The following is a 13,876-nucleotide window of genomic DNA, read 5'->3' as shown; positions in this document are numbered from 1 at the left end:
CAAGATGAATGAGATTTTCCACCATATAACCGATAATATTGATCATATTCTCGGATCCGTTTCTTTACTGAAGGTTGAACTGGTTCTAGCAATCGGATTTTTATTCTCTATTGCCTGCAGTTTATTTGGGGATAAATATTGGAAATCTTCTTCTTTTTATTTGACAATTCTTTGTCTTGTAATAGCAATAGCTGCTTTGTTAAGTCAATATCATATAACAAATAGAGGCTTCTTTGGAATGTTGTATCTTGATAAATTGAGCTTTTTTACTCGATTAATGATTTTATTTTCTTTGTTGATATCGAGTATATTCCTAGAACAATACATTCACTCCTCTGGCTCAAAAAAACGGAAAGGTGATCTATATAGTATTTTATTAGCCTCTGGCATTGGTCTAAATCTTTTGACGATGACCAGCAATTGGTTAATGGCCTTTATTTCGATTGAAATGTTGTCCATATGTTCCTATATCCTAGTTGGTTATTTTTCTCAAAATAAAAACCAAGCTGAAGCCTCCATGAAATATGCTTTATTTGGCTCTGTCTGTTCAGCGGTTATGTTATATGGATTGTCTTTAGTCTATGGATTCACTGGAGAGCTGGACTTTTCAATGGCGAATCATATTCAAGGACTAATTCAAGCACCGGAGGCTATGGTCAGCATAGCCTTCTTATTTATTTTTACCGGAATTGGTTTTAAATTAAGTTTTGTTCCCTTTCATCTATGGGCCCCGGATGTGTATCAAGGTGCCCCCACTCCTATTACTGCTTTTCTATCAACGGCCCCTAAGCTGGCTACAATAGCCTTATTAGCCAGACTTGCATTGGCCTGGATAAGTACCGGATTTTATTTCAGTGAACTGACGTTTTTACTCATTACTATAGTTGCCATTGTGACCATGCTTGCGGGAAATTTGATTGCATTAAGACAGGATGATTTAAAACGAATGATGGCCTATTCTTCTATTGGCCACACAGGATTTTTACTGATGGCGGTAATTGCTTTTTGCAATGGACATCAAGATGTACTGATATTTTATTTATTGATCTATACATTGATGAATCTAGCCAGTTTTGGATTCATTGATGTTCTTGAACAACAAACGGGTAAAACCACCTTCGCTTCCATAATTGGTTTAGGGAAATACTGGCCAATTTTATTCACCTGGTTCTCAATATTAGGAATTTCATTAATAGGAATTCCTCCCACATCAGGTTTCTTTGGAAAACTATTGGTGTTTTCAACCATTTTTGAACTTTATCAACAAGCGAACGATCCTATCTTTCTTTGGCTATTGATTGTGGGTGCTTTAACATCTGTGATTTCGCTATTCTTTTATTTTAAGATTCCCTTGAATGCCTTCCTTCGATCACAAAAAGGAGAACAAATTATAAAAAAACTACCTGTAAGCTCGACTTTGATTATTGCTATCTTCCTGAGTATTTTGGTCTTAATTTTGGGTATATTTCCTTATTTGATTTTGAATTTATTCTAGAGCCGATATTCTATATATTTGTACTATGATTAGCGCAATAGCAAATAAGATATTCCAGCAGGTAATTGCAGATTACCATATCAATGATCAAATTGATCATCCTATTAATAATCCTTTTAAAGAAGATACTCTAGAACATCTTTTATACTTAAAATGTTGGATTGATACAGCTCAGTGGCATATGGAAGACGTTATTCGTAATCCTGATATTGATCCTAAGGAAGGACTGTTTTGGAAGCGTAGAATAGATAAACAAAACCAAGAGCGAACCGACATGGTAGAGTTTATTGACAGCTACTACCTCAACCTTTATAAGGATATTCAGGCTGATCATGATGCTAAATTCAATACAGAGAGTCCGGCTTGGGCAATTGATCGCTTATCGATTCTATCCCTCAAGGTGTATCATATGGAAGTTGAGACTTTAAGAACTGATGTGGATAAGGATCATATAGAAGCTTGTCGATTAAAATTGGGGATTTTATTGGAACAACGAAAGGATCTATCACAAAGTATTGATGAATTATTAGAAGATATTGGCTCTGGTAAAAAATACATGAAAGTTTATAAACAAATGAAAATGTATAATGACCCTAGTTTAAATCCAATACTTTATGGAAAATAAAAACATCATATGAAACGCATTATAGTAACCCGTTTCTCTGCGATGGGGGATGTTGCGATGGTTGCCTCGGTACTAAAAAACCTTCAGATCCAACATCCGGATATAGAGATAATTATGGTTACTAGAAAGGCATTTACACCCTTTTTTCAAGACATTCCACGTTTAAAGTTTCATTGTATTGATCCCAATTACCGTCATCAAGGGATAGTTGGAATATACCGATTGTTTAAAGAACTACAGCAATACGAGGCCCAATTTCTCGCAGACCTGCACAACAACCTAAGATCTAGGATTTTAGATTTTTTTTTCAGTTTTACTAGAAAATACAAAATTGCAATTTTAGATAAAGGAAGAGCAGAGAAAAAAGCATTAACCCGTGTAGAAAACAAAATTTTTAAACCTCTAAAACTGACCACAGAGAGATATGCGGATGTATTTAGAACCTTGGGGATTCCAATTACGTTAGCGCATAAATTAGAAAAACAGCACCGGTTAATTCCTCCTGGGATGTTACCTATTTTGGCGGCTGAAAAACCCAAACTCGGAATTGCACCTTTTGCACAACACAGATATAAAGTTTACCCATTAGATAAGATGACTACTGTTATTTCCGAATTAGCCAAAAAAAATATCCAGATTTTGATATTTGGGGGTGGAAATGAAGAAAAAAATATTGCACAAGAATGGGCTAATGAATTCCCAAATGTATATAACGCAATAGGTCAACATAATTTACAACAGGAACTGGATATCATTTCCCACTTGGATTTAATGTTAAGCATGGATAGTTCTGGTATGCACATGGCCTCATTAGTTGGGATTCGATGTGTCTCAATTTGGGGGGCTACACATCCTTACGCAGGATTTATTGGATACGGTCAGTCTGATGAAGATTGTTTGCAAATCAATCACCCTAATCGCCCAAGTTCAGTTTATGGCAATAAACCCTGTGATTGTGATGGAGTCCAAGCTATAGATTTAATCACCACACAGATGGTTATTAATAAAATAAATGGTATTTTAATGCTGTAGCACGCGAATGCTTTTATTCGTTTATTGAAAAAGAAATACATGGAGAAAATATGCTTTTTGGTGAGTCAATATGGTAGGGAGGTAAATGGTGGGGCAGAATATCATTGCAAAATGCTCGCCGAACGGTTGGTGGAAAATTATCATGTTGAAGTTTTAACGACAAAAATCATCAACTACCATACTTTCGAACCTTATTTTAAAGAATCGCAAGAAATCATCAATAAGGTTGTTATCAAACGGTTTGATTGCAAGCCTTACGATAAGGAGAAACATGCCCATTGGCATAAAAAATCAAAACTCTCGAGGAAAATACGTAGAACTTTATTTCGATCTGGTTTATCTCATAGATTAGCTTCGAACCATCCTGTTTGGAATTTTGGTATCGAAAAAGAGATCGAGGTCTTGAAATCACAAGGATTCTATTCGGAAACCTTGTTAAATTATTTACAAAAGAATAAGGATCAATACAAAGCGATTATCCTAATGTCTTACCATAATGCACACACCATTTTGGGAGCTCAAATAGCCCCCGAAAAAACTATTCTAATTCCCACATTACATGAAGAAAGCGAAGCATTCAGGTCCATCCAGACACATGTATTTACAAAGGTTCGTCATATTGGTTTTAACACGATAGAAGAAACTAATTTAGCCAAAAACATTTTTGGTAATAAAATATCTCAAAATAGTGTGATCGCCGTTGGAGTAGAAACGGAATTTGAGAATGCCATTTCGAATCATGAGATCAAAACAAAGTTTGCCCTCCCTGATCACTACCTACATTATTTTGGCAGGGTCTGCAGATCAAAATTAGATCAATTGATTCCCTGGTTTTTAAAATACAAAAAGAAATACCCCAGTGATCTGAAGCTCGTTTTAACGGGCAGGATATTTGAAGATCAAATTAAACATCCAGATTTAATTTACACTGGTTTTGTTAGTGATGAGGAAAAAATTGCAATGATTAAAAATGCCACTTTAGTGGTAAATCCATCTAAATCCGAAAGTTTGTCTTTACTATTGTTGGAGGCAATGAACCTGGGGAAAACTGCTATCGTAAATGGAAAATCAGAAGTTATGAAAGGTCATGCAATCCGTAGTGATTTTGCAGCAGAGTATTATAATAATGAGGAAGATTTTCATCAAAAAATTCACAAATACATGTTAAATCCAAGTTTAATTGAAAACAATAAAGAAAAGGCAAAAGCCTACGTTCAAACCAATTATAACTGGGAATTAATAATGAAAAGAATAAATAATTTAATCGAAAATCTGTAGCTATATTAGATGATTATCAGATATAACCTGCTGATAACCATTTAATGCTTTGATACGTTTCATTTTCCGAACATTATGTGACTCATTTTCATGAATATTTTCTTGTGCTCTTGAGGCTAATCTATGATAGATGTGGAATTGCACACATCGGAGCTTAACTGATTTTTTAAGAACACCAAGGTTGACCAATCTACTAGCGAACTCTTCATCTTCATGCCCCCATCCTTCCAAATCATTATTATAGCCATTAACATTCAAAAAATCTTCTTTCCAAAAAGCAAGATTACACCCCTTTATTCTACTTGAGTCCGCTTGTTTTTTAGTGAGGAGCCAAGAAAACAATGGAATTCTTAATGCATTAAACCTATGTTTAATACCTTTAGAATAGAATTTGAAATTAATTTGCTTTTTGCTGAACAAAGTGTGCAAATGTTCCTTCAAAATATGGGCTCTGGTTCCTCGTAAAAAGCATCCCTTCTGGCGAACAACCAAGTGATCGCTTATGAAATGTTTATCTAGAATAATATCTCCATCAATTTGAATAATGTATTCTGTTTGTGCATTAAATATTGCTTTATTTCTAATTTGAGCAAGTCTGAAACCTTCATCCTTGTGCCAAACGTGTTTTATTAAAACTGGATAATTGTTTTTAAAATCCTGGATAACAGCCTTGGTCCGATTGTCAGAACCGTCATCCGCTATAATTATTTCGGTAGGAATAACCGTCTGTTGCGTCACGCTTTTTAGGCAAAGTTCTAAAGCTTCTGGCCAATTGTAAGTGGAAATAATAAGAGAACATTTATTCATAAGGAGTGTAGACAAATTACACAAATATCATTAATTAATTTGATCTGATCAGATGTCAAATGTACTTACTATTCTGTATTTTTGTATAAATTGTATTGAAAAAACAATCCATAAACATTGGATATACGTATATAATGGTAAATACCACCACGTCTTTAATTTTATCAACCTATAACTGGCCAGAGGCTTTATATTTATGCTTACAAAGCATTAAGGAACAGAGTATATTACCTAATCAAGTTATCATTGCAGATGATGGATCAGCCCAAGAAACAAAAAATCTAATTGAAAATATCAAAGCTAGTTTCCCTGTACCGATTATTCATGTCTGGCATGAGGATTCGGGATTTCGGCTTGCACAAATTCGCAATAAAGCCTTTGCTCTCGCTGAATTTGATTATTTAATTCAAATTGATGGGGATGTTATTTTGCATAAACATTTTATTAGAGACCACCTACAAGCCTCTAAAAAAAACTATCTTCTGCAAGGCAGCCGGGTTATGCTTGGAGAGAATTATTCAAAAAAAATAATTGAAAACAAAACAAAAAAAATCAATTTATTTTCAAAAGGGAATAAACGGATTGAGAATGGTATTCGAATGCCATTGGTCTCAAACTATCTATTGAATAGATATAAAAACTCGTTTCCAATATATTATGCACGAGGAGCCAATATGTCTTTTTGGAAAAAAGACATCTATGAGGTAAATGGATACAATGAAACCTATGAAGGTTGGGGGCACGAGGACAGCGATTTAACGTTAAGGCTATTAAATAAAGGAGTAAAAAAAGCTGTCATTAAATTTGCCGCGATAGTATATCACCTACATCACCCAGAAAAACACAATTCAGAACAAGAAATACGCAATAAAGCACTTTTGATAAAAACTTTAGAAAATAAAATCATCTGGACGAAAACAGGTTTAAATCAACATGTATAGTTTATGATTAGGAAACAACAAAATGTCCCCAGCGTTAGCATTATGGTCGCTACCTACAATTGGCCAGATGCTCTACGGCTTTGCATAAAATCCATTTGGAAACAAACCCACCTCCCAGACGAGATAATTATCGCAGACGATGGTTCTGATGTGCAAACAAAAGTACTTATTGAACAGCTTCGGTTTGATTCGCCTGTTCCAATTGTTCATGTTTGGCATCCTGATCAAGGGTTCAGGTTAAGTGAAATTCGTAATAAAGCAATTCTGAAAGCCAGTTGTGAATATATTATTCAAGTTGATGGAGATATTCTGTTAGAACCTCACTTCATTTCAGATCATCTAGCGTTGGCTCAGAACGAAGCCTTTTTATGTGGTAGCAGGGTCTGGCTTTCGAAGGAACATAGCTCAGAATTATTAAACCTTACAACCCTTAGCCAAATACAAAAGTATAAGTTCCCTTTATCAACAATTTTAAATAGTATACGAAATATACCCTTATCATTTTTTTTGGCAGACCGTTACAAAAAAAATAAACCAACGGCCTTAAGAGGCTGCAATATGTCATTCTGGAAAAAAGACCTTATGGCTGTAAACGGTTATGATCAGTCCATTCAAGGATGGGGAAGTGAAGATGCGGAATTGGCAATGAGATTGATAAATTTAGGCTTGAAAAAACGATTTCTTAAATTTTCTGCAGTGGCTTACCATCTGTATCATAAAGAAAATAGTAAATCAAATCTCCAAAACAATATAAAAATTTTAAACGACACAATAACTGCACATAAAACATGGGCAGAATTCGGAATTTTTTAAAAGCTATTTTTTTAAAAATATTTCATTTAATAATTTCAATTCCCGATCCGAAGAATAGTTCTGTTTAAAGAAAGCCCTTGCCTGTTGAGAAGTTTCGGCATATAATTCTGGATTAGTCAATAAATCCTTAATCATTGAACCAAACTCCAATGAATCGTTACTCACTAAGCAACCATTATTTGTCTTATTGATAAGTCCATCAACCCCTCTTCTACTGGTAACTACTGGCAATCCATAGGATAGCGATTCCAACACTTTAATTTTGATCCCAGTTCCACTTAACATAGGACATATCGTCAATTTTGCCCTTTGATAATAGGTATCTAGCTCATCGACTACTCCCAGTTTATCAATGAATTCGTGGTCAGGAATATGTTTGCATATTTTACCAATCACCGATATTCTTATACCAGGAATGTGGGGGAGCACCTCCGATATAAGCCATTCCAGACTTTTAATATTATGTGGATTATCACTAGCAACATACAACACTTGGATATTAATTTCACGTACAGCTTTTAGTTGATGCACGGGAAATGAAACAGGCATTAACTTAACCCTGTTTTTTAAAAATTGTTCAAAGATATAATGCTCCTCCATAGAATAGCTCCATATTTCATCGAAATCCTTTAGGATGTTAATTTCTTGCTGAAATAATATTCCTATTTTTTTTTGAACATTATTTTTCTGTTGATCTATAAATTGTTTGGTAATGAAGTCGTGTGTATCAATAATTGAATAGGCCGATTTAATAGATAAATTTAGCTTACCCCATGAGGCATAACTAATTAATGAAATATCATATTGGTCCGTTATATGTCGCTTGAACTCCTTTTCAATAAACGGTGTGACCTGATTAATGAAATCTTTTGTTTGGAATAAAGTCCGCAAAACTTTGGGTATTTTATCGACCCATAAATAGTTTAAATAATTGTTTTTTTTGGGGCCTTTTTTCGGAATAAGTTTTAATTGAATGTGAGGGAATGTCTTCTTAAACAGATTCTCGCTATCGGCTTCCCAGGGTAGAAAAGAAACAAAATCAACATCCAAATTTTCATGATTTTTTTCAAAATAGGATAACAATTGGAAACAGCGCGTTGTATTACCTGCTTTATCGCTAATTGGATTATCTGGCAAAAAATACACTATTTTTTTTTTCATAAATTTTCTTTTCAATTATTTTATTGTGTTTGGATCACTTTTCGGATTAATCCAAGCCAGCCATCAATGATTATTTCTTCTTTGTAAGCGACCATTTGATGATGAGCAGATATCCCCATTTCAGTTCTTAATTTAGGTTTTGAAATTAACGTTCTTAGATGTTCTACTGCTTCCGTAAGATCTTTTGCTAAAAACCCTGTCTTCCCGTCTTCTATCTGCTGGTTTACACCGGAACAACTTATAAAACCAATACAAGGTAGCCCGACCGACATTGCCTCTCCCAGGGCTAGACTAAAACCTTCATATTTACTTAAAAACAGAAATATATCTGCTTGTCTCAATATTTCCAGGGGTTTATTCGTAAACCCTTTTAAGAAAACCCTATCTGACAAGTCGAATTTTTGAATTGAATCCCGCAAAATCTTCTCATCCTCTCCAACACCCCAAAATTCCAAGTCCCAATCTACATATTGTTTTGCAATTTCTGCAAAAGCCTTCAGCACTAAATGTTGCTGTTTACAAGCTAGTGTTAAGGACGCCAGATTAATGATTTTATATCTTTTCTTTTCTTGACAATGATCGATAACTTGATGATCAGCAACTTGAGGTATCGGATTGGCTATGGTTTGTACAATACCCTTAAATTGTTCCGGCAAATATTGATGGTAACTATCAAATAATACTTGAACGGCAGCCAATTTAGAAAAAGAATTTCTAAGAAGCTCCATCTCTAAATCTGTTCTATATCCAGTTCTATCTGTAAAATCATAATCCGGGCGTCCATTAATAGAATCAATAATTGGTATATCAAATGAATTGTCATAAGAGATTTCCAAAAGTGAACCAATTGACATGGTGATAATCAGCTCGGGGTTTAATGAATCAATAAATATTTTCCATTTTAAGGATCGCTGTTTTAAATTATAAAGATAAACTTGATCGTTATCTCTCATTGCCGATCTTCTGCGAGTAACCGAGTTTTTTAGTTTATTTATCTTTTTTTTTATTTTGTATTTCAACCACAACAATGGTTTGTTTCCTTTATAATAATAAAGAGGAAGAAGGTTAATTTGCCGCAATGAGGAATCATAAATATTCTTCAATTGGACCTTCTCATTTAAAGGAAATATAGGGTGACCTTTGATATTTTGTTGTGTGGCAACCACAATTTGGTGGCCAAGATCATCTAATCTATTTGCCAAAAAGGAACACATCTTTTCTGTCCCACCTGTACCCATTATATAATTAATGTTCTGAACTAGTAGAATTCTCATACGGAAAACCTTTCATAAATCTTCATCCTTGAACGTCTCCTGGTCGCTGAAAAAGGAATTATTTTGATTAATAAAAGACCAATTTTTTCCTTCAATCGGTAATTTTTTTTAATTCTAAGATAACAAGTATCAAAAATATAATGATCCTTTGCAGAAACAAAATTCATAAAAACTATTCCCAGTTTTTTGTAGTCTTTTTCCTGCAAATTCTGAGCTAACTTTTCCCGATAGAATCTTTGGAACAATCCAAAAAGATAAGCCTTTTGCCAACCATCCAATTTCATGGAAAGGTACCTTAGCTCTAGCAATTCATGTTTAAGAAATTGTGCTAGGTTCAAGCTATTGGATTTATAAAAATCAAACTTAATATAAAATTCATCTAGGATGACTAGCCATGAAGGAATTTGATTAATCACTGTCCAACTGTTATTATTAATTTGAATGTGATTTTGGTTTTCGTGTTGTCTATAATAATGCTTTCCGTAGGGATTAAAAGAAATTTTCTTAGTAAGCGACAATAACTGATGAGAAAGCAAACCATCTTCACACGGTTGTATCCCTTGAGGAAACCGGATATCGTTGTACTTGTTTAGGAACATTCGTCTAAGCATCATTGCGCAAGTAGGCAAGGCGGGAACATGCTTGATTCTGCGACAATAATATTCCCCAACAACTATAATATCACTTGTATTTGTTTTCACCGCATTCATCGCTGTTTCAAGGAAGTCCTTCTCCACGGTATCATCAGCATCTAAAAAATAGACATATTCACCTATTGCTTCTTGCAATCCTAAATTTCGCGCAAAAGAAACACCCCTATTTTCTGAATCAAAGAATCTAATCCGATTGTCCCTGTCTAAGTAATTTAGGCACAAAGATTTTGAAGCATCGATGCTTCCATCATTGACAAGAATGATTTCAAATTTTTTTAGTGTTTGATCAAGTATACTTTGAATTGCTTGGCCAATAAATGGCTCTGCATTATAAATTGGAATAATTACGGATACTTGAATATTATTTGAGTTCATACGAATTTTCCTATGTGAATTTGTTAATAAAGAGCAATTTCAAAAACTTGAATTAGCAAATTCACTTTTTTAATGAGGGTCTAGGGTTTTCATTTTTTGTGTGAAATTCGTTAGCTAAACCCATTCACAGCTCTTCTGTTAAGCAAAACTTTTGCCAAGTAAACGACAATTATCATATAAACGTTACAATTGAAGATTAATTCTATCCGTTTCACTTATATTATGTTAAATATTCCTTAAAAACCACCTAACATATTATCAGATTTAATAACTTTATAGCATGCTCACCACCACGTCTATAGCATGAAAACATTGTATATAATCCGTCACGCAAAAGCAGAAGATCACAGTTTTACCACTACAGATTTTCTGCGCAACTTAGCTCCATTGGGTGTAGTAAAAGCGGAGCATATTGCAAAACAGCTCTCGCATACTCTTCAGGTGGACCAAAATACACTTATTATTTCTTCTTCAGCAAATAGGGCAATACAAACAGCAAAAATTTTTGCGCCCGTCCTGGGCTATCCAATCAAAGATCTTTTAGAAGATGAGCGGATTTATGAAGGACATCACCTGGATATTCTTCACATTATTAATGAGGTGGCAGATCGGTATGATAAAGTATTAATTTTTGGACACAATCCTGGATTGTCAAATTTGATTAATTATATAAGTGACTCCTATTTAGATCTAAGTACAAGCAATGTAGTGGAATTAAAACTGGACGATCAAATTACCTTCTCGATGCTTTCATCAGGTAACTCAAAGGTAGTTAAATTATTAAAATAATTGTTTTTACCTTCGTAGAGTATGGCAAATAAACTATTGGAAGAGAACTCCCCCTATTTAAAACAACATGCACAAAATCCTGTTGATTGGCAACCATGGGGTCAAGAAGCCTTAAATGAGGCAAAGGCTAAAAACAAACTCATACTTGTTAGCATTGGGTATTCTGCCTGTCATTGGTGTCATGTGATGGAGAGGGAAAGTTTTGAAAATCCGGCTATAGCACAGACCATGAATCAGTTTTTTGTTCCGATAAAAGTTGACCGAGAAGAACGTCCAGATATAGACCAAATTTATATGATAGCCGTACAATTGATGACTAATTCTGGAGGATGGCCACTAAACTGCATTTGTTTACCAGACGGAAGACCTATTTATGGCGGAACTTACTTCAAGCCTCAGGATTGGCAACAAATGCTTCTCCAAATAGCAAAAATGTGGGAGGAGAAACCTGAGATTGCTCTAGATTATGCGCAGAGATTAACAAAAGGTATTCAAGATTCCGAAAGACTTCCAATCCAAGAAATTCCTAAACAATATACTCTTGAAGATCTTTTACAAATTGTGAATCCCTGGAAACTACGGTTTGATAAACAGAATGGAGGATATAATCGTTCTCCAAAATTTCCACTTCCAAACAACTGGATATTTCTGCTCCGTTATGGATTTTTAGTTCGTGATCAGGAACTGTTAAATCATGTACATTTTACATTAAAACAAATTGCAAGTGGTGGAATCTATGACCATATTGGTGGAGGTTTTTCACGTTATTCCGTCGATCATAAATGGCATGTTCCACATTTTGAAAAAATGCTTTATGACAACGCCCAGTTGATAAGTCTCTATAGTGAGGCTTACCAACATAGCGCAGATGTACAATATAAAAATGTTGTCGAAGAAACTATTGATTGGGCGCAAAGAGAAATGCTCGATTCCAATGGAGGATTTTATAGTGCATTAGACGCCGATAGTGAAGGTGTCGAAGGTAAATTTTACACCTTTTCAGAAAGGGAGTTTGAAATCCTAGGCAAAAACGCTGAATTAGCAAAACAATTTTTCAACATCAGTGCAGAAGGTAATTGGGAAGAAGAAAGCACCAATATTCCTTTCATATTAACAGATTATCAATCAATCATTCATGATGCTGGATTTGATAGTAAAGAATGGGAAGAATTGCAGAAAGAATTTAAATCCACATTATTAAACTACCGCAACAAAAGGATAGCGCCAGGACTAGATCATAAGCAACTCACGAGCTGGAATGCTTTGTTTTTGAAAGGATTAGTAGATTCATATCGTGTTTTTGGCACTGAAAAATATTTAGATCTTGCCATAGGTATTGCAAATTTTATTGAAAAGGAGTGTACCCTTGGAAATCAACTACTTCATCAACCAGGCGATAAAAACAGAAGTATTCTCGGCTTTTTAGATGATTATGCCTTTACAATTGAAGGATTCATTTGTTTATATGAGGCAACTTTTAATGAAATTTGGTTAAAAAAAGCGGAAAAATTAGCTCAAACGGCCATTTCTTTGTTTTATGATGAGCAGCTCAATACGTTCTATTATACCAGTGAACAAGCTGAAGAGCTTATTGCTAGAAAAAGTGAAATTATGGATAATGTAATACCCTCCTCAAGTTCCACTCTGGTTAGACAGCTATTTAAACTGGGATTACTATTCGATGATCCAACATTAACAAACATAGCAGAAAAGGTTTTTGCGAATGTGCTACCACATATAAAATCGTACGGATCTGCCTACTCAAATTGGTCTATTCAACTACTTGAATTAGTCTTTCCTGTATGGGAAATTGCTTTCACAGGAGAAGAAATTTTCACCTGGAGAAGGCAACTAGACCAGTATTATATTCCAAATAAAATTACATTAGGTGGAACAATTAGCGATCTACCTTTGTTAAAGGATAAAGCAGGTTTAAAATCAAAAGCCTACCTTTGTCAAAATAAAACGTGTAGTCTACCCAAAGGATCGATTGCAGATGTGCTAGAATTAATAAATAATAACAGGGATTAGTTCCCATAATCTAATTAGAATGGCAATAGAAAACAACAACGTGGTTACGTTGAATTACGTTCTTCATACAGTTGAAGATAATGGAGAGAAAACTTTTGTAGAAGAAACAAGCACTGAAAATCCTTTAACATTTTTATATGGAGTTGGAATGATGCTTCCAAAATTTGAAGAGAACATATCTGGCTTAACTGCTGGAGAAAAAATTTCATTCGAATTAGGCGCCGAAGATGCCTACGGTGAACGTGATGATAAAGCTGTAGCGCAATTGCCTGCAGATATGTTTAAAGAAATGGGATTACCTCCACTTGGTGAAGTTATTCCTTTGCAAGACAACCAAGGAAACCAGTTTAGAGCTGTGGTTCTTGAGGTTACCCCTGAGGTAGTTGTTGCTGATTTAAACCACCCAATGGCTGGGAAGAAATTAAACTTCGATATCGAAATTATTTCTACACGTGAGGCTACTCCGGAAGAATTATCTCACGGTCATGCCCATGGAGCTGATGGCGAAGAAGCACACTAAATAAAGATAATCAAATGGTGCTAAAGTAAAATGTTTAGCACCATTTTTTTCAACCCTCGGCATTGAAAAATATTTAAGCGCT

Annotated in this window: 13 protein-coding genes; 9 read left to right on the top strand and 4 right to left on the bottom strand. The window is 34.6% G+C overall.

Annotated features, from left to right (window positions below):
* Positions 1 to 4: 4 nt before the first annotated feature.
* Genes AC6CHH_RS04560 through AC6CHH_RS04545 form a run of 4 tightly spaced genes read left to right on the top strand, consistent with a single transcriptional unit; the run spans position 5 to position 4,430 of the window.
* On the top strand, positions 5 to 1,495 hold the full coding sequence (locus AC6CHH_RS04560) for an NADH-quinone oxidoreductase subunit N (protein WP_498280190.1): 1,491 nt from the start codon (positions 5 to 7) through the stop codon (positions 1,493 to 1,495).
* Between the two features lie 25 nt (positions 1,496 to 1,520).
* Positions 1,521 to 2,120 carry a DUF4254 domain-containing protein gene (locus AC6CHH_RS04555; protein ID WP_498280188.1) on the top strand — a complete coding sequence of 200 codons (600 nt, stop codon included), beginning with the start codon at positions 1,521 to 1,523 and terminating at the stop codon, positions 2,118 to 2,120.
* A 9-nt stretch (positions 2,121 to 2,129) separates the two neighbouring features.
* Positions 2,130 to 3,152 carry a glycosyltransferase family 9 protein gene (locus AC6CHH_RS04550; protein ID WP_498280186.1) on the top strand — a complete coding sequence of 341 codons (1,023 nt, stop codon included), beginning with the start codon at positions 2,130 to 2,132 and terminating at the stop codon, positions 3,150 to 3,152.
* 39 nt (positions 3,153 to 3,191) lie between these two features.
* Positions 3,192 to 4,430 (top strand): glycosyltransferase, encoded by a 1,239-nt coding sequence (locus tag AC6CHH_RS04545; RefSeq protein ID WP_498280184.1) that lies wholly within the window; start codon positions 3,192 to 3,194, stop codon positions 4,428 to 4,430.
* Here the strand turns inward: AC6CHH_RS04545 and AC6CHH_RS04540 are convergent, their stop codons facing one another.
* Positions 4,431 to 5,237 carry a glycosyltransferase family 2 protein gene (locus tag AC6CHH_RS04540; protein ID WP_498280182.1) on the bottom strand — a complete coding sequence of 269 codons (807 nt, stop codon included), beginning with the start codon at positions 5,235 to 5,237 and terminating at the stop codon, positions 4,431 to 4,433.
* A gap of 134 nt (positions 5,238 to 5,371) precedes the next feature.
* Here AC6CHH_RS04540 and AC6CHH_RS04535 point away from each other — a divergent pair, with 134 nt between their 5' ends.
* Together AC6CHH_RS04535 and AC6CHH_RS04530 are read left to right on the top strand one after the other, a co-directional pair.
* A complete protein-coding gene (locus tag AC6CHH_RS04535; RefSeq protein WP_498280180.1) occupies positions 5,372 to 6,178 on the top strand; it encodes a glycosyltransferase family 2 protein in 807 nt (268 codons plus the stop codon).
* A gap of 3 nt (positions 6,179 to 6,181) precedes the next feature.
* Positions 6,182 to 6,991, top strand: a complete 810-nt coding sequence (locus AC6CHH_RS04530; RefSeq protein ID WP_498280178.1) for a glycosyltransferase family 2 protein — start codon at positions 6,182 to 6,184, stop codon at positions 6,989 to 6,991.
* A 3-nt stretch (positions 6,992 to 6,994) separates the two neighbouring features.
* Here AC6CHH_RS04530 and AC6CHH_RS04525 read toward each other — a convergent pair whose 3' ends face one another.
* From AC6CHH_RS04525 to AC6CHH_RS04515, 3 genes are read right to left on the bottom strand one after another with little or no spacing between them, the layout of a single operon-like run.
* A complete protein-coding gene (locus AC6CHH_RS04525) occupies positions 6,995 to 8,152 on the bottom strand; it encodes a glycosyltransferase (protein ID WP_498280176.1) in 1,158 nt (385 codons plus the stop codon).
* Positions 8,153 to 8,172: 20 nt separating this feature from the next.
* Positions 8,173 to 9,426 (bottom strand): glycosyltransferase, encoded by a 1,254-nt coding sequence (locus AC6CHH_RS04520; RefSeq protein WP_498280174.1) that lies wholly within the window; start codon positions 9,424 to 9,426, stop codon positions 8,173 to 8,175.
* On the bottom strand, positions 9,423 to 10,454 hold the full coding sequence (locus AC6CHH_RS04515; protein ID WP_498280172.1) for a glycosyltransferase family 2 protein: 1,032 nt from the start codon (positions 10,452 to 10,454) through the stop codon (positions 9,423 to 9,425). The genes AC6CHH_RS04520 and AC6CHH_RS04515 overlap by 4 nt, the downstream gene beginning before the upstream one ends.
* Before the next feature lie 303 nt (positions 10,455 to 10,757).
* On the opposite strand from AC6CHH_RS04515, the gene AC6CHH_RS04510 reads away from it, so the two are divergent.
* From AC6CHH_RS04510 to AC6CHH_RS04500, 3 genes are read left to right on the top strand one after another with little or no spacing between them, the layout of a single operon-like run.
* On the top strand, positions 10,758 to 11,243 hold the full coding sequence (locus AC6CHH_RS04510; RefSeq protein WP_498280170.1) for a SixA phosphatase family protein: 486 nt from the start codon (positions 10,758 to 10,760) through the stop codon (positions 11,241 to 11,243).
* A 21-nt stretch (positions 11,244 to 11,264) separates the two neighbouring features.
* On the top strand, positions 11,265 to 13,274 hold the full coding sequence (locus tag AC6CHH_RS04505; protein ID WP_498280168.1) for a thioredoxin domain-containing protein: 2,010 nt from the start codon (positions 11,265 to 11,267) through the stop codon (positions 13,272 to 13,274).
* A gap of 19 nt (positions 13,275 to 13,293) precedes the next feature.
* Positions 13,294 to 13,794, top strand: a complete 501-nt coding sequence (locus AC6CHH_RS04500) for an FKBP-type peptidyl-prolyl cis-trans isomerase (RefSeq protein WP_498280166.1) — start codon at positions 13,294 to 13,296, stop codon at positions 13,792 to 13,794.
* The last annotated feature ends 82 nt before the right edge of the window (positions 13,795 to 13,876 follow it).

This window comes from Sphingobacterium sp. GQ94 (genome assembly GCF_059758715.1).
This window is presented reverse-complemented; position numbering and strand designations above follow the sequence as displayed.